12 protein-coding genes and 6 pseudogenes are annotated in these 15,554 nt (G+C 57.2%); 3 read left to right on the forward strand and 15 right to left on the reverse strand.

Annotated elements, in window-relative coordinates; translation table 11 throughout:
* Nucleotides 1-322: 322 nt before the first annotated feature.
* The 3 genes from FFR93_RS08615 to FFR93_RS08625 all read right to left on the reverse strand — a co-directional run bounded on the left by FFR93_RS08615 (nt 323) and on the right by FFR93_RS08625 (nt 5,604).
* Complete coding sequence (locus FFR93_RS08615) at nt 323-1,750, reverse strand: DUF882 domain-containing protein (protein WP_138393472.1); 1,428 nt, start codon at nt 1,748-1,750, stop codon at nt 323-325.
* 343 nt (nt 1,751-2,093) lie between these two features.
* Entirely contained in the window at nt 2,094-3,614 is a 1,521-nt protein-coding gene (locus FFR93_RS08620; protein WP_138392924.1) for an FAD-dependent oxidoreductase, read from the reverse strand.
* A gap of 136 nt (nt 3,615-3,750) precedes the next feature.
* Nucleotides 3,751-5,604, reverse strand: a complete 1,854-nt coding sequence (locus FFR93_RS08625; RefSeq protein WP_138392925.1) for an adenylate/guanylate cyclase domain-containing protein — start codon at nt 5,602-5,604, stop codon at nt 3,751-3,753.
* A gap of 296 nt (nt 5,605-5,900) precedes the next feature.
* Here FFR93_RS08625 and FFR93_RS41330 point away from each other — a divergent pair.
* Nucleotides 5,901-6,014 (forward strand): annotated as a pseudogene (locus FFR93_RS41330) (DUF1515 domain-containing protein); the annotation flags it as partial.
* Between the two features lie 530 nt (nt 6,015-6,544).
* Here FFR93_RS41330 and FFR93_RS41335 read toward each other — a convergent pair.
* Nucleotides 6,545-6,682 (reverse strand): annotated as a pseudogene (locus FFR93_RS41335) (thermonuclease family protein); the annotation flags it as partial.
* Nucleotides 6,683-7,100: 418 nt separating this feature from the next.
* Between FFR93_RS41335 and FFR93_RS08640 the strand changes: the two are divergent.
* Complete coding sequence (locus FFR93_RS08640; RefSeq protein WP_138392927.1) at nt 7,101-8,063, forward strand: sterol desaturase family protein; 963 nt, start codon at nt 7,101-7,103, stop codon at nt 8,061-8,063.
* 281 nt (nt 8,064-8,344) lie between these two features.
* Here the strand turns inward: FFR93_RS08640 and FFR93_RS08645 are convergent, their stop codons facing one another.
* The 5 genes from FFR93_RS08645 to FFR93_RS08665 form a co-directional block, all read right to left on the reverse strand.
* Complete coding sequence (locus FFR93_RS08645) at nt 8,345-8,758, reverse strand: hypothetical protein (RefSeq protein ID WP_171049144.1); 414 nt, start codon at nt 8,756-8,758, stop codon at nt 8,345-8,347.
* Nucleotides 8,759-8,850: 92 nt separating this feature from the next.
* Nucleotides 8,851-9,621, reverse strand: a complete 771-nt coding sequence (locus FFR93_RS08650; protein ID WP_138392929.1) for an SOS response-associated peptidase — start codon at nt 9,619-9,621, stop codon at nt 8,851-8,853.
* A gap of 314 nt (nt 9,622-9,935) precedes the next feature.
* The gene (locus FFR93_RS08655; protein WP_138392930.1) at nt 9,936-10,256 is read right to left on the reverse strand and encodes a hypothetical protein; all 321 of its coding nucleotides are present in this window, start codon (nt 10,254-10,256) and stop codon (nt 9,936-9,938) included.
* 6 nt (nt 10,257-10,262) lie between these two features.
* The gene (locus FFR93_RS08660) at nt 10,263-10,460 is read right to left on the reverse strand and encodes a hypothetical protein (protein WP_138392931.1); all 198 of its coding nucleotides are present in this window, start codon (nt 10,458-10,460) and stop codon (nt 10,263-10,265) included.
* On the reverse strand, nt 10,457-10,867 hold the full coding sequence (locus FFR93_RS08665) for a hypothetical protein (RefSeq protein ID WP_138392932.1): 411 nt from the start codon (nt 10,865-10,867) through the stop codon (nt 10,457-10,459). Before FFR93_RS08665 ends, FFR93_RS08660 begins: the two co-directional genes overlap by 4 nt.
* Nucleotides 10,868-11,001: 134 nt before the next feature.
* On the opposite strand from FFR93_RS08665, the pseudogene FFR93_RS08670 reads away from it, so the two are divergent.
* Nucleotides 11,002-11,699: pseudogene (locus FFR93_RS08670) on the forward strand (hypothetical protein).
* A gap of 9 nt (nt 11,700-11,708) precedes the next feature.
* On the opposite strand, the gene FFR93_RS08675 reads toward FFR93_RS08670, so the two are convergent.
* The 6 genes and pseudogenes from FFR93_RS08675 to FFR93_RS08710 all read right to left on the reverse strand — a co-directional run bounded on the left by FFR93_RS08675 (nt 11,709) and on the right by FFR93_RS08710 (nt 15,549).
* On the reverse strand, nt 11,709-12,368 hold the full coding sequence (locus FFR93_RS08675) for a hypothetical protein (RefSeq protein ID WP_138392933.1): 660 nt from the start codon (nt 12,366-12,368) through the stop codon (nt 11,709-11,711).
* Nucleotides 12,369-12,411: 43 nt separating this feature from the next.
* Nucleotides 12,412-12,492 (reverse strand): annotated as a pseudogene (locus FFR93_RS41340) (CopG family transcriptional regulator); the annotation flags it as partial.
* Between the two features lie 1,142 nt (nt 12,493-13,634).
* Nucleotides 13,635-13,905: pseudogene (locus tag FFR93_RS41350) on the reverse strand (CopG family transcriptional regulator).
* A 23-nt stretch (nt 13,906-13,928) separates the two neighbouring features.
* Nucleotides 13,929-14,270 carry an NIPSNAP family protein gene (locus tag FFR93_RS08695; RefSeq protein WP_138393473.1) on the reverse strand — a complete coding sequence of 114 codons (342 nt, stop codon included), beginning with the start codon at nt 14,268-14,270 and terminating at the stop codon, nt 13,929-13,931.
* A gap of 454 nt (nt 14,271-14,724) precedes the next feature.
* Nucleotides 14,725-15,005: pseudogene (locus FFR93_RS08705) on the reverse strand (CopG family transcriptional regulator).
* A 160-nt stretch (nt 15,006-15,165) separates the two neighbouring features.
* The gene (locus FFR93_RS08710; RefSeq protein ID WP_138392934.1) at nt 15,166-15,549 is read right to left on the reverse strand and encodes a response regulator; all 384 of its coding nucleotides are present in this window, start codon (nt 15,547-15,549) and stop codon (nt 15,166-15,168) included.
* Nucleotides 15,550-15,554: the final 5 nt, after the last annotated feature.

Here is a 15,554-nt window from a genome sequence, read left to right on the forward strand (position 1 = left end):
TTTTGGGCTGCCTAACATAGAGATCTTGGCGGAGAACAGTCCGGCCTGACAAAAGATTTGTGGTCGGGGCCGATTTCAATCCTTATTTTCTGCGTTGTTGTAAATCGGCATTCCCACCAGATTGCATTATGCGCCGCCGTTCAAGAAGCGAGAAGGCGTTAGCCGGCCGCCAATGGCACCCTGTCATTGCGGCCCTCCATGGCGCGTGTTGCGGCATTGAGCGCCCGTTGCTCCAAATGATCAGGGCAGCGAAAAGGAAGCAGGGGACCGGTTTGCAGATCTCGGCCGCGATTGCAACCGCGTCAGGCCCTCATGATCGAGCTCAGCCCTCCGGCGGCGAGGCAAACCGGCTGGCGTCGAACGGGCCTCTGGCGGCGACCGGGGTGACAGCCACGCCTGACGCCGCGACATCCGCCTCACGGTGAACCGTGCGGGGGGAAGGGCGAGGCGCGCTCAAGCCGATCGCTTCGCCCGGAGAATGCAGCGCCCATTGCAGCAACGCCGCTTCCGAAGTCGATCCAAGGAAATCGGCTTCCTCCCAGGAAGCGGTCATGGGCAGGGAGGCGATCATATCAGCGCCCTGCCTGGAGGTCTGCTGTGCAGCAATGACGGGATTGAAGCGGGCGTGGACCGGCAGTGCAGGCGGCCGTCTCTCCGGAAGCGCGGCAATCGGGCCGATCGAGGCAGTCTCCAGCCTGTCGTCTGCGGCCGCATCCTGCGCGGGGGCTACCGGGCGCATCGCCGGTATCGGAATCTGGAGAGATGCAAGGTCCGGAGCGGAGTCCTTGTCATCCGGCTCGCCGGCGCCGGTCTGTAGTGCCAGCGCATTCAATGCCCGGCTTTTCGGCGTCGGCAGAAGCGCGGTCACCAGCTTGCTATCTGCGGCATCGCGCCTCGGCGGCGTCGAGGCTACCACCTCTTCGTCCTCTCCGGCGGTGCTGGCGATCTCTATCGAGGTGGAAGTGACGCGCTTCCTGTAGTTCGCAACCGCCTGATTATATCCCGGCAGCGGCCGGCCATCGGCCGGAAGATGCATCGTCTTACCGTCCGGGAAGATGCGCGCGAGTTCCTGTCGCGACATGCGGGGCCAGGCCCTGACGTTGCCGACGTCGAGATGCACGAAGGGCGATCCCGAGGTTGGATAGTAGCCGACACCGCCAACCTGCATCTGCATGGCAACAGCACGCAGCGTCGAAAGCTTCACGCCGGGAACGTAGAAATCCATCGCCTTGCCCAGCATGTGCTGGCTCTTCTTGGCGACGCCGGTGCTGCGCGAGCGGTTGCGCAGCATGTTGTTGGTGGCGGGGGAACGATAGGCGGAGACGACGTGGATATAGTCCTTGCCGCCGCTCTTCCTATACACCTCCCAGACAAGGTCGAGCAGCCGCGGATCCATGCGGGTCGGCTCGTTCCTGCGCCAGTCGCGCAGAAACCGGTTGATCTGGGCAAGGCCCCGTGAATCGAACTTTCCATCCCGCTTGTAGGTGATCGTGGCTCTCTCGCCCGTATGGGTAAAGAACAGCTTGAGCGCCCGATCTTCCGCCGAGGCCAAGGATGCAGAAGCGACAAGCGCCGGCAGCGCAATCAGCGCCGGCAGAATGGTCTGCGCTGCGAAGCGTTCCGCATGTGAGAGGAGCGCGGTAATTCCGCCCAAGGCTCCGGCCGACAAACCCTGCAGTGAATACTTGAACACGAACAAACCCGTCCTACACCAAACACTCGTCGACGGGCGGGAAAGCTCCGCATCCATCAGGCTCAATAAAGCCAGCTTATGGTCAATAAATTGCTAACGAGGGGATGTGGGAGCTTGGTGAATGGAGATTGGCCGCCCGCGGCGTAAAGCTTATTGCTGTTCGCACCACTCTGAGCTTTGGTGCGCATGCAGAGGGAGCCATCAACCTTTCGGTCGTAAAGGTTTGGCATGAGACATCCTGTCGAAAGCCGTCAGTAGCGGGGAAGAACTGACCCTCTCACGTGGGAGGCACCCTTAGAACCCGACTTTCCGTCGCACCCTTCTCGCCGGATGCGCGAAGAACAGCTTCTGGGCGCGATCGTCTTAAACGCGTGTCGGATCTCTGCGAGCGGCGAAGAGGCTATCGAACGTCACCCAAGGGCGAGACGGCCGGGCCATTCAAAGCGGTGCCGTCGACGGCGAAATGTGAGCCATGGCAAGGACAGTCCCAGCAGCGCTCCAGGGAATTCCAGTGCACGTGGCAGCCAATGTGTGTGCAAGATGCCGATTGCTTGTAGAGCGTCCCATCTTCTGTTCGGAAAGCGGCAATCTTGGTGAGGCCCTCCCGGACAATGGCGCCTTCTCCGGGCTGTAACTTCTCGACGGAATCGAGTTCACCGGGCGCGACATACTCTGCGAAATTCTTGATCGCCGTCGCATTCTCAATCAGGTAATCGCCGATCGCCCGCGGCGTCTTGCGCGAGGGCTGGTAAAGTTCCAGCCACGGACTGTCGCCATTGAGAACGAGATCGCGGATCAACAGCGAAGCGACCACGCCATGGGTCATGCCTTCGCCGGAATCGCCGGTGATGACGAACACGCGTTCATTGCCGGGATTGCGGCCGATGAAGGCGGCGTAATCGATCGTTTCCATGACCTGGCCCGACCAACGATGGGTCTCGGCGCCAATATCGGGGATCAGACGCCTGGTCCAGGCCGTCAAAGCCGCGAAGCGCTCTAAAGCATCGTCGACTGCTCCTGTTTTGTGGTCTTCACCGCCGACGATGAGAAAGTCCCTCGCGCCGTCACCGGGTTGCAGACGAACGTAATGGTAGGGATCTTCCATGTCCCAATATAGCCCATCTGCGATGGCCCCGCGTTCGATCTCGAAGGACATCGCATAGGTCCGATACGGCGCTTGCTTCGTGTGAATGGCGACGCGGTCATTGATCGGCGAATTGGTGGCGACCACTGCCCATTTGCCGGTGACGGTGAAGCCTGAGTTCGTCGACACACGGACACGCTCCTCGGTCTCCTCCACCTGCTCGACCACTGTGTCGCAGAAGAGCTTCCCGCCGCGGGCGCGAATGCCCGCCGTCAGTCCACGGAGATATTTGAGCGGATGGAATGTCGCCTGACGGGCATAACGAAGTGCTGATGTCGCAGCGCATCCCGCAAATGGCAGACCCGTGACTTTTTCGACCGCGACGTCGATTTGCAGTGCGGCGCCGAGTTCGCGTTCGAGATCGGCTTTCTCTCCTTCGGACGATGGAAACAGGAACCCGTCGACACGTCGGAAATCACAGGCGATGCCTTCGCTCCCTTGGATCGTTTCGATACGGTCGATCGCAGCCGATTGGCTCTCATAAAACTGCCGGGCCAGTTCCCGCCCCCGAAGATCGATCAACTTGGAGAAATAGTCGTCGCATATGGATGACAGATGCGCCGTCGTGCGGGCCGTCATGCCGCTGCCTATCTGGCCGCGATCAATGACAACCACCTTCTGCCCCGCAAGGGCGAACTCATAGGCTACCGACAAGCCGGCAATTCCGGAACCGATGACTACGGCATCGGCCTCATCGTTCCGCGTGAGTGGGGTGGCGTCGGGCATAACCCTGAGCGGGGCCCACAAGGAGACAGTTCTTTCGTCGCTCACATTCATGGCGCACATCTCCGAACAAGTACTGGCTAAATTGGAGAAGGCACGCAAAAGTTCCGCCGGGGCTCTGCCAAACCTGCCCATGGGCAGACCGCGGCACGAATGGAATCCGCCACGAAGGCTGAATACCCTCGACAGCCTATTGCGGCGGAAGGCCGGCGCGCGCGAGGTCTGCCGCGGCTTGATCCATAATAGAAGGATCTCGGAAGTTCCAGGTCTGCCGCCACGACTGGATCGTCGCGGTCGGAGCTGACTTGAGCATCTTCTCGACGGCAGTGCGGGCGTCTGCCTCGCGTCCCAGCCGCATATAGGCGACGGCTAGTTGCAATGGCGCGTCGGCGAATTCCGTGGCCTTCAGCGCCTCGACCGCATCTTCGTTCTTACCAAGCACGATAAGAATGAAGCCTCGCGTGTAGTTGAAGAACCAGGCCAATGCCGGGTCCCGCGCGGCTGCAGCATCGGTCAGCTCCAGCGCCTTCTCGGGTTGGCCCGCCTGCAGGAAAATACTTCCGCCATCCGTCAGGGTGAACGCATTATAGGGTGCCGCCGCGATGGCCTTGTTCATTTCCGCAACAGCCCCGTCATGGTCTCGCTTGAGCGTGAGGAGCCAAGCGTTGAGCCAGTGTGCCAATCGCGCTACTTGCGGGCTTAGGTTCTTGTCTGCGAGGACCTGCTTGACCAGTCGGTCCGCCTCCTGCAGATCACCCTGCGGGTCAGGGCTGTGAAGCAGCGCCACTTTCAACCAATGAGACCACCCCAACTCCACGGTCAGAAGGGGGGAGCCGGGGAACATCTGCAGTCCCTGTCGCGAGATATCACCGGACCGCTCGAGACCTTCCTTGGTGTAAAGATTCAACTGGCTTTCCGCGCGCAAGTAGTAGTCGTATTCAGCCAGGTTGGTGCTATCCTTACCCCAGGCCTGACTGTAGTCCGCTTTGCGAATGGCTCCGAATTCGCCTGTCATCGCCCCCACGATCTTGCCGGTCAACTCGTCCTGAAGCGCCCATGGGTCGGTTCCGGCCTTGTCGAAGCGATCCGCCCAGACATGGTCCCCCGTTCTGGTGTTGATGAGCTGTGCAACGATGCGCATTCTATCGCCTTCCTTGCGTACGCTGCCCTCGACGACATAGCCGACGCCCAGCTCCTTGCCGATCTGGCGGATGTCGCCTTGCTTGTCCTGGTATGCAAACGACGACGTTCGCGACACGACCGCAATGTCCGAAAAGCGCGAGAGGATGGCGATGACGTCGTTCGCCAGCCCTTCTCCCATGTACCCCAAGCTCTTGTCGGCACTTAGATCCTGGAAGGGTAGTACGGCGACAGATGGCATCGCGCCGGAGCCTGCAGGAGAGGTCAGTGTCAGCGGATACTGTAACGCCATCCATGCGGCCACTACGGCCGCGATTGCTGCCGGGACTCCAAGGGCCCACCATCGTCTGCCGATTCGCCGCTTTTGCCGAATGCGTCGCCGTGGCGCGGCGTCGATGCGCACTTGGTAAACATCGACAAGCTCTTCGATGTTCTTGACCTTCTGCCGGCCAGCGGAGTCGAAGGTAAACGCGAGCTTGTTCTCGACCTCCTTCGCCACCTTGCCAGAAACGCAGATCCCGCCCGGTGGCGCGAGTTGCTCCAGCCGCGCCGCGACGTTCACGCCTTCGCCATAGCGGTCGTCACCGTCGACGATCACTTCGCCGATGTTGATCCCGATGCGGACGTTGAACCTGTCCTCCTCGGGAACAGCGGCGTTCCGCTCAGTCATTCCGCGCTGCAGAGACACGGCACATTCGACGGCGTCGACCACGCTGCCGAACTCCGCGAGGAGGCCGTCGCCCATGAGCTTGAAGATGCGCCCATGATGCCGGGCAATCTCGGGTTCAAAAAGCTCGGTGCGTCGCGCTCGAAGACGATCAAATGTGCCCGCTTCGTCTTGTTCCATAAGTGCGGAGTAGCCGACGACGTCGGCGGCCAGAATTGCAGATAATCTCCGCTCCATGTCTTAGTCCCCCGACATGAATTCTCCCCAGCCATTATACATGACTTTGCCGCATGTTTCACGGATGTCTAATAAACATCCGTCGGAGCATTCGGCCGGTAGTGCCAGACGCCAACTCGGCTTTAAAGCCGTGAATGGAACAGCCCGGCGTGGAGTCGCGCGGCAAACGCGTAAGTTCGAAATGAACTGGGCTCGGATGACGTTCTTCGAGCAGATGCATTACCTGAACGTGCTGCTCAAGGCGCGCCAGCTGGGGCTGACCACGTTCCAGATCTTCATGCTTGTGTTTTCAACAAGGATACGGGATTTCAGGGTTGATCGCCTTCGCCGGGCTCACCGTGGGCGGCACTATCGCCTATATGAGCGATGGCGCCGTTGCTTGGGTGCGGCACTGGCTGAAGATTAATTAAGCCAGGATTTCGGAGGGCACGGTGTTCCGCCTGCATCACATTTCGAAAGTGTCGAGTCGCGCGGAGCGTCGCTTTGGGAGCAGACCGGGAAACTTGCCTCCGCACGACCCAACTCTGGGATGGGGTGGATCGCTAAGAGGAAGGCATTATGCGATCTGAAAGTACTGGCTTTCTCCCGCGATCCGGTGAGTTAACCTTTATTGCCGGAATGCGGTTCCGGTACGATGCTGGACAAAAAGAGCCCCGCGGCTTGCGGGGTAGCAAAGCGGGGTCCGTTGTAGGCATCGCGCATCTAGGCGCTGCAAACTATTTTGCACAAGCTCAGAATTTTTTCAATAATATTACTTTTAACAGTTCTGCGTCGGCGAGTTTTTCAACTAATGGATCTATTTTTGGATTTCGCACGAAAACACAAATTGACTTCTACTTGCAGTAATATTTCGTAACATTGAGGTGGGCTGCTCAGCGATCACTTTGCTATACCCCAAGCATTGTATCTCCTGTACGTTGGGCGGCCATCCTATTCGACTTCACCAATCGTTGCGTCGCCTCGGGCTCCAGCTGCGAGCGAAGCCTTCCGCAAGGATCTTCTTACCGGTCTCTTCGCCAATCGTTCGAAAGATGTTGATGAGCGGCCGATGCGACGGCGTCCTGTCCACCGCGCCGCTGAATCACGTGATGGCTGGCCACGAATTGGAAGGGGTGGGACCGCAAAGGGGGTGAAGAGTGAGCGGACCGGCCCTGGCTAGGGCTCCTTTGCGATCCCGTGTCACTAACGGTTGGTGATTGGCCGGGTTCCTGTACGCTGGCAGACCATTAAAGCAAATCTCAGCACGGCCTAAAGTCCTACGACGGCGGTGCCTATTATTATTCCCGTCCTAAGTTCTTTTTATGAGCCTTTCGGCCGGAAATGGAATTCCAGCCAGTTTTGCGTAGTGCTCGTCGACCCTCCTGCATGCCTCCCGGGACTGCACTTCCACCGCCGGTAATACATCAAAAGGACGCCCCGATCGTGCTTTGAGCAATCTGGCAAAAGTGCATCGTTAGGACCAAGCTGTACGGGTTCGTGTTTGGAGTCGCATTGCCATGGTGCTGGTCGAATACTGCCTGCACAAGCTTGGAAGCTTTTTTTACAACACTTACTATCTGAATGGTGCGGCAATGGCGCTCAGTTTCGCCATTTCCATTGGCCTGGTTCTGACGGTTTTCGCAGTGGAACTCACCTATGTGGGGTTCGGCAATTCCGGGTTCCGTCGGGTTTTCTTCGAACGCAGCAAATCCACAATCACCGACATCGTCTATTTCGTCCTTCAGGCGACGGGAATGATTACGCTATTCGCGGCGCTATCATCATTTGGTCTGTCCTATGCCATCACCAGCGCGGCTCAGGATGCCCCCCACCTGGACCTTGCCCGGAGGCTGCCAGGCTGGGCACATGTTCTCTTGTTCCTAGTGCTATCAGACTTCTTGAGCTACTGGCAGCATCGGTTGATGCACCGGCTGCCCGTACTATGGCGGCTGCACGAATTTCACCACGCAGCCGAAGAGTTCAACGCGCTGACTTCGTCGCGGGAGCATCCGTTGGAGAAGGCCGTAAACATGGCCATTATGGTCGTTCCGGCGCTGCTTATCGGCCTGCCAACGGCCGAATTCGCCTTCGTGACCATCACCTTTGGCGCCATTGGTCTGGTCAAGCACAGTGCCATTCCCTGGCATGGCTGGTTTGGCAAATACGTGATCCAGTCACCACGCGACCACTTCATCCATCACTCCCGAATGCGGGAACATCACGACAAGAATTTCGCCAATTATTTCCCGATCTGGGATCATTTGTTCGGCACCTATTACGACGGCGATGCAGACGGTGCAAAGCTCGGTCTGGACCGCGACTACTTCAACCAAACCGATCCGTTCCGCGAAACCATTGCCACAGAAATCCGTTTCTTCCAACGCGCGTGGCAAGCTGCCAAGGCCAAGTGCGGCATAAGCCCCATAAGCGGAAAACCTGCCTCGCCGCAGGGGCTGTCGGGCTCGGAACAGCGCCGGTAGCGAAGCTGGCATCGCTCTGTTGTGATAAGCGGCAGTTTCTGGAATCCACGAACTTACTGCACAGCTCCCGCACGTCCCACGATTCTCACAATCCTCGCAGCGTGTTGTTCCCGACCGGACCAAAAAAAGCCCCGTTGTTTACGGGGCTAGGCAGCGTGCAAAAACTAGGCGGTTGAGGGCGCGAAGCGCACGCAGTGAATTAACGTGGCGTCGTGATGAAGGTTCCGAAGCCAAAGCAGTGGTCCATGCTTCGGCAGCTCTAATCCGCGAGTCAGCAGGCACTAGAAAAGGTGCTCCAATTCGGCGAACGGAGAATAAAATAGCCATCCGGAATTGCAGCGGTAGTCGTCATGCATATAACCACCAAGGGCAAACCCGTATCTTTGGTCATAGTACAGGGATTCTGTCGTCACGCCGGCACGTTCAGTGAGTTGATTCTTCGCCTTAAACCTGATGCAGATGATCCGCTCGCCACCACTTAGCGTCAGTACGTTCGATATGCTCGCGTCGCTGATTTCACGCTCATTGTAATAGGTCTTGCGTGCATAATCGATGACAGCTGATCTTTCGGCTGCCGTTGGCGGGATTTGAGTAGAATATACCGGATCGTACCGTTCGGCAGTCCTGCAGCTTGCTAATAGTATCGGGAGTGCGAGAAGTGCCAGGCGAGGCGTTCGCTTTGTAGGTCGCGGCATCTCACTTTCCTTGCACCCAGGCTCCTCGCAGTAGTGCTCGAAGTGTACATTGGCACCGGGTGCGGCCGAATGGTTGGTAATGCTCATGGCGTCTATAGCAAACTTGTTTGCGCCGGCTCCCCGGCCGTGTCGACTATGGTCGAGCCATAGGCCTCGCGCGATATCACCCTGATTGCGTCGTTTGGCAGCGGGCGAGCGAGCGTCTTTGCCTCTTCCCAGGGGGCGCGCATCCAAACGTCGACTTCCTCTTGCGTCAACAGGAGGACGGGCATTGCCTTCTGATGGATCGGCTTGACGACATCGTTGGGATCGGTGGTCAAAAAGGCATAGAGATCGTCGGTCGAAAGGCCATCCTTGACTTTCCGGACGCTTTGCCATTGCGGAACATGGATACCCGCGAAGAACATCAACGGCTTGCTTTCATCACGGGCAAACCAGGCATTCGGCGTGCTCCCACCGTCCTGTTTGCTGGCTGGGTCGGGCTCGGCAAAGCTTGTCACCGGCACGATGCAGCGGCTCTGTACACCGAACCATTTCTTCCAGTGGAGAACATTGAGGTTCCTGATGTTGGTGACTCCCTTGTCGGGCTCCATCCGGATGAGCATGTCCATGTCGACGGGCTTGCCCTTCTGTCGCAATTTTTCAGCCCGAGCCTCGGCAGCCTGCTTGACCACGAAAAACGGGGAGGGCAATCCCCACCGCGCATGCACGAGCTGCTTGCGGCCATCGGCTGTATTGCGGACGATCGGGCCCATTTGGTCCGGGTTCATCTGATAGGCCGGCATCAGGTTGACCAGACTCTCGACCTCTTGGGCCCACTTATTGACCCAATCCTTCGCGTCCATCCGGTATAGATTGCACATATCTCCCTCCCTCGGCGTCCATACGCCATTGTTGTCCCCTTCGTCCGGATTAACTGGCCGTTCCATCGATCACGGAATTGCTGTGCAGCTTGGCGATTGCTGAAACAGAAAACATCGTATTCGTCCCATTCCACGGAAGCACAATATGACCTGCTCGCCCGATCGAAGGCCAGAGCGGAGTTGATGATTTCACCCCTTTGCCGATAGTCATTGGTTTGTGCGCCGGAGTGATAGTTGCCCCCCAGACTATGACGTGATGAGGAAGGACTTTTTTCACGCCAGCGGCAACAGGGTTATCTCGGCGGCACGCGACTTCATAAAACTCCGTCTTCCCAAACTGGCTTCTTCACCATGTCGACCCTGATCAGACGCCGCACGGTAAGCTTGCCTGTTTCCGACCCCCATATCTGAACCACCTTCAAGCTCATGTAGTCTCCCCGGTTGCAGCGTACGCAGCGGAAACGCGAAGCCAATCGGTCGAGACTGATATCCTTGGTCAGCTTCAGCAGATCACGTGGGATAAAGCGGTAGGTCGTCCTGCAGAACTGACAGGTGACCTCCAGCAATTGACCCGCCTCGGCCGCGTCGCGCAGGCTCCACCCGCGCAACTTCTTGTTATAATTCATCTCAGGCATTGTAAGTCAGTCTCGGTCATAGCTTGGTCGCCACCCGCGAGTGATACCTCGGCTCATAGCGCCTTCCGCAAATGCGAGCTGCTGACGAAGATGACGGATATGCTCGAGCAGGGTACCTATCGCGGCCTCCATATCGCCCTGGTGATAGGCGACCACCTCGGCGAGCTCGCGATCTGCCGGCTTCGAACTTCGCTCCGGTTTCATGGCTGCATCCAAGGGTGTATCCCGGCCTTCTTCAGATGTTCGCTGTAGGCCCATACGGCCTCCTCCACATCATCGAAATAGCGAAACTTAAAAGGCTCTGTCGCTTCATCGACGAAAATTGGATCGCCTGTTGCGGGATCGGCGGCCACCATGCGATCGGTGAGAAAGATACCGCAAGCCTCGCCTGCGGTGTGGTCAATCGCGAGCTGAACACGACCTAATTGAGAGGCCATGGCGGCGTCCAATACATAGGTCGTGAAGAACTCCACGCCTCGGCTGCCTGCAACGGCCTTAACCAGGCTCTGATGCACTTCGGAAACGTCGATCTCCTTCGCCGGCAGCCACATCAAACCTTCTGGAACAAAATCATCATCATCCACGGCTTCGCCGATCGGCTGCTCGCGCATGTCCGTTCTCCCATGTCGTCAATATTCAGATTGGCGGCCGCACGCCGATGTTCTTATTATGTTCGCATCGAAGGGGGAGTCAATAATCAAACGAGGCGAATTGCTTTTTTAGGCATTGCTGATGAGCTGCCGGCATGAAAAAGACGCCCCGCAGGCCTGCAAAGCTGCTGCGCGGCGATGCCGACGCACCGCTCCGCAGTCAGCCGTGCCGGCGCCGAGATCCTGCGCAGCCGAACCTTTCCCTCGACCCAATGCCGGCGCGCATCGATCCGTGCCTGGCGCTATTGAAGCCGCAGCCGCCGAAAGGCCGGCAGTGGGCTTTCGAAGTGAAGTGGGACGGCTACCGCCTGGCCGTGCACATTGAACAGAAGGGCGTCAGGATCCTGACACGCGGCGGCCATGACTGGACAGACCGATCCCTGCCATCGTGGCTGAGGCGAAACGACTTCCGGTCTCGACGGCGATACTGGACGGCGAGGCAGTCGTGTTCGACGAGCACGGCCGGTCGGATTTCGGCAGGCTTCAGTAGTCGCTCCGCGGCCGCGGTGGAAAACGGATTTCTTGGGAGTCGGTCTTGATGGTCTTCGACCTCCTCTTTCTCGACGGTCGCGACCTGACGGTCTTCAAAGGCAGCGAGACCTGGAGCTTCGCGAGCAGATGAATAAACCGACGATTGGCAAGCGGCCGGAAGCGAAACGCGGTCCAAGTCCGTCCAGCGTTTGTTGCGGAGATCAAATACCGGGCCTGGACACACGATGGGAAGCTGCGCCATGCTTCTTACAAAGGGCTGCGGGAGGAGCAGGACACCGCGGCAGTCTACGAGATCGACTGATGGCGGAGCCTATCGGCCCTCGAAGGAGATTAATTTCGGAGCGGCAGTGTACATCAGCGGCTCCCTGACAAATCCGGCAGTCACTGACGCAATCAGCCAATCTGCGGCGGCAAGAGTGGTGGAGAATATCAGAAAGTTTGTTCTGAAAGCGCGACCGTTCTTGTTTAAAAATGTGCGTCCGAAGATGGCGAGGTTCCCATTGTTGGTGATCGCCACCCTGAGAACAACGTCCCATCCTTTGGTGATTAGAACGCTCTCGTGCAGACAAGAGAGTGTAAAAAGGACAAATGCTTCATAAGCCGTCGCCAGTGCCTCGTCTTCCTCTGCGAGCAATAGGCCGGCATCCAATAAGGCCTGGCGGAACTCGAAGTACATTTCCTCAACCTTCACGGCGCGCTCGGCCAGCTCGGCTCCGACTTTTTTAGGATCTAGGACTTCGAGGTTATCCAAAAAATCCATCAGCAGGTCGCTTACGGCAGCTGACGTTGGGCCGCGGTCACGGTAGGGATGGGCCAGAAAATCGCCAAGCTCATGCAATGTGCTATTTTTCGCCACACGCTCTCGTAACCACATAATGGTGGTGGCGAAATGGGAGTAATCAAAATCGCCTGCAATGATCCGCTTAACGCGACTTCTGATGGCTTCGGGTCGATCTAAATCAATATCCATGCGCACAACTTATCAGACATCAACGACCAAAGTACATTGAACTTCAAGCAGGGCCATCCACTTGGCCGACTTCGTCCAGCTCGTGCACCGGCAGATAGGTGTTCTTCTCCATCCACTCCTGGACAGCGCCTGATCGTGTCCTCGCGCGGCAGCGCTAACTTGCTGCATCTCCTCCATCACTTCGAAAAGCGGTCGCGCCAGATTTTTGAAAATTCGTAATAAAGAAAAGACAGTATTCCAATAAGCATCAATGTTCCGAACAAAGTCTCCGGATATATCTTTGCAAACATATGGTCTATTCTACCCAGTGCCCATTCGTAAACAAAGCATTTCGCAATAGTGCATTTATTGGCGCCGGGAAACCACCATAGAATTACATTAAAAAAAATGTAAGAAGACGTTAAAATCATGAACGATCTGGCCTGTGACGTTTCTTTAGGTGTTCGATTTGCAACCGGTACTCTGCGGAAGCCGCTGGCGTGCAGGATAATAAGAAAGCATGCGCTTGAGACTATTTGATTGCTAATTAGCAGAGCAGTAAAGTTCAGACGTGAAAGAAATAACTGACATGCGATTGCAATAAGACCGCTCGGAAGAAATAGTGCGCCGAAAAAAGCCTCCCCACTGGTTGGCCTTTGCTTTACAACAGCGATACTGCAAGCGTATGCAGCCCAGACTGTCAGTATAATTGGAACCGGGCCAATGACCCAAGGCAAACCCAGAAAAGGCATCTATCCCCCAAAGCTATGTAGGCCCATTTTTCAAACAGGACTTGCAGCTTTCGCCTTCATCTACCAGTGCTGGGATCGCGCATCGATGTCAACGTGGTTCACGATTGCCTTTTGGGAGGGGGGATTACCGCCTGGAAGCATGACGACAAGCTCCGCCATGCCTAATATAAGGGGTTAAGGGAGGAACAGGATGAGGCGGCAGTTCATGAGTTTGGATGGACCGGTCGGGCGCTACGGCCGGCAACCGGCGCAATGTTTGATAATTCCCGACAGGCCAAAGCAAAAGCCACCGTCATGAAAGAGCTTACCGCCACTGCGAAGGGCCTAATGATATAAAGCTTCGCTTTCGGCGTCGCCAAGAAGCGGTCACCTGCAAAACTTGCCCCACGATAGATTTTTGGCCCAAAATCTTTGCTGAAATCGAAGCCGTTTCTGCGATAAAAATGATCGATCTGATGAACCAATACCAGCTGTAAGCGCAAAAGCCGCCCAAGGCGCACAAGCCAATCAATAGCTGAATTCGATCGTCACTCAATCAAGCTTCTCCATCCGTATCGCGTCCAGCTTGTGCACCGGCAGATAGGTGTTCTGCTCCAGCCACTCCCAGACGATATACTTGATAGCGTCTTCGCGTCAGCACCAGCTCGCTCGATACATTCCGTTCAGTATCATCGTCGAGGTGATCGAGCCGGCGTTGCGAACGAGCAGGCGGCGCGGCGCAGCATGATCTGCAAATCCCGCCTGGAAATTTCGTCTATCCGGTTGGCGGCGTCCTCGAGAAAGTTGGCTGTGTCGGGCATGGTCATGGGGTGTCGGCCGGCCGTTGCCGTTATTCCGACGGGTTGGAGAAGCCGCGGTAGAAGCGTGTCGGCTTCAGCAACGAACTGGTGATGTTGGCAACGATCGCCCCATCCGCCTCGCTCTTCGCCTTCGCTTCCTGCCACTCACGATCAGCGATGAATTCGGCCCATTTCTGCTCGCGCTCCGCCAGTGACCGCCATTCGAGCAGATAGGTCAGATCGTTGCTGGAAGAACCGATCATCGTCGTCCAGAAGCCGAGTGAGCGGATGCCGAGGCGTTCCCAGATCGCCAGTGTCGCGGTCTCGAAACGCTGTTGCAGTGCCGGCAGCCTCTCCGGCAGACATGTATAGATGCGCAATTCGTGGATCATTGGATGCTCCTCAGAAAGGCTTCGCTTCTCTTCGAGATGCCCGCCGCCGCTTAACAAATTCGCGACACACATACCAAGCTACATAGGTCATGAGAATGGCTAGCTGCTGCAACAAGATGGCAACGACGACTAGAAACTGATCTAATCCTTCGTACGAGCCGTCCACAGTGCGATATGTGGCGTGAACGTCATTCTGTCGCATACATATACTGACAGAACGACCCAGATCACCGCCAAAGAATGCAATGTCTTCCACCAACGCGGCCACGTGCACCCAGCGATAAAAGCCCCGATCGGAGCTGCGAAGTTGCTCATCATTATGATGGCGAATGCGAGTTCAGGCTTGATCATCGAAAGCCGATCCTTCCGGCGGGCAGATGCATTTCAGTTCTCAAGTTCAAATTGCAGCTGCCAACCCCGGCATCGAGGTTTACCAGAGCGACGGCTGCGCAGTTCAGGCACTCCCATCAACATGCCCATCCTCGTCAAGCTGTTGTACCGGCAGATAGGTGTTCTTCTCCGGACGATGAACCTGATCGCATCGTCACGATCAAGCCCCAGCTCGCTCGACACGTCTATGACGGCTTCCTCCAGATCGGGATCGAGCGTGATCGACCCGGCGTTACGCACTATCAGGGCGGCGCGGCGCAGCATGATCTGCAGATTTGCCCCGGGGAATGTCGTCGATGGATCGGCGGCGTCTTCGAGGAGGGCGGCGCCGTCGCCATTTGCCAATGCAGGCCCTGGAAGCATGACGGAGGCTGCGGCACCTGTCATATAAGTGGCTGAGGGAATATCAGAATGACGCTTTGGTTTATGCGTTATAGGAGAGCACATGTCTCGGCAAAAGCGTATGCCCAGTTGTTACGCGAACGGCTCTTCGCGCACTGAATCGTCACTTGATTACCCTGCGGACGATTTCTATCAGACGATCCAAATCTGTTGGTTTTTCCAGGATGACTGCGCCCGCGAGGACCGGATCAGATGCAATTTCATGGGGCGGGCTTGCTGTCGCCAGAACGAACGGGACATTCAACTGCCGAAGCTTTGCGGCCACAGGATTCACCCTTGTCCCGCCGATATGGATATCGAGAACGGCGATAGCAGGTCGCTGCTGCTCCAGCAGATCGAGCGCGCCCTCGTTCGATGATACCGGCCCAAGCACCAGCAACCCGGCAGCGGTCAGTTTGCGTCGGAGTTCATCGGCGATAAAGAACTCGTCCTCGACGACGAGGACCTTGGTCTCACCTCCGGCCCTCGCTTCGAAAGTACCGCTCACATGAC

Source organism: Rhizobium sp. MHM7A (genome assembly GCF_005862215.1).
GTDB classification, from domain to species: domain Bacteria; phylum Pseudomonadota; class Alphaproteobacteria; order Rhizobiales; family Rhizobiaceae; genus Rhizobium; species Rhizobium bangladeshense.

Excerpts from the sequence above, each read along its gene's own strand:
- FFR93_RS08695 (WP_138393473.1), bottom strand. The coding sequence starts at position 14,270 with ATGATCCACGAATTGCGCATCTATACATGTCTGCCGGAGAGGCTGCCG.
- FFR93_RS08655 (WP_138392930.1), bottom strand. The coding sequence starts at position 10,256 with ATGCCTGAGATGAATTATAACAAGAAGTTGCGCGGGTGGAGCCTGCGC.
- FFR93_RS08620 (WP_138392924.1), bottom strand. The coding sequence starts at position 3,614 with ATGAATGTGAGCGACGAAAGAACTGTCTCCTTGTGGGCCCCGCTCAGG.
- FFR93_RS08625 (WP_138392925.1), bottom strand. The coding sequence starts at position 5,604 with ATGGAGCGGAGATTATCTGCAATTCTGGCCGCCGACGTCGTCGGCTAC.
- FFR93_RS08675 (WP_138392933.1), bottom strand. The coding sequence starts at position 12,368 with ATGGATATTGATTTAGATCGACCCGAAGCCATCAGAAGTCGCGTTAAG.
- FFR93_RS08615 (WP_138393472.1), bottom strand. The coding sequence starts at position 1,750 with ATGGATGCGGAGCTTTCCCGCCCGTCGACGAGTGTTTGGTGTAGGACG.
- FFR93_RS08650 (WP_138392929.1), bottom strand. The coding sequence starts at position 9,621 with ATGTGCAATCTATACCGGATGGACGCGAAGGATTGGGTCAATAAGTGG.
- FFR93_RS08665 (WP_138392932.1), bottom strand. The coding sequence starts at position 10,867 with ATGCGCGAGCAGCCGATCGGCGAAGCCGTGGATGATGATGATTTTGTT.
- FFR93_RS08640 (WP_138392927.1), top strand. The coding sequence starts at position 7,101 with ATGGTGCTGGTCGAATACTGCCTGCACAAGCTTGGAAGCTTTTTTTAC.
- FFR93_RS08660 (WP_138392931.1), bottom strand. The coding sequence starts at position 10,460 with ATGAAACCGGAGCGAAGTTCGAAGCCGGCAGATCGCGAGCTCGCCGAG.
- FFR93_RS08645 (WP_171049144.1), bottom strand. The coding sequence starts at position 8,758 with ATGCCGCGACCTACAAAGCGAACGCCTCGCCTGGCACTTCTCGCACTC.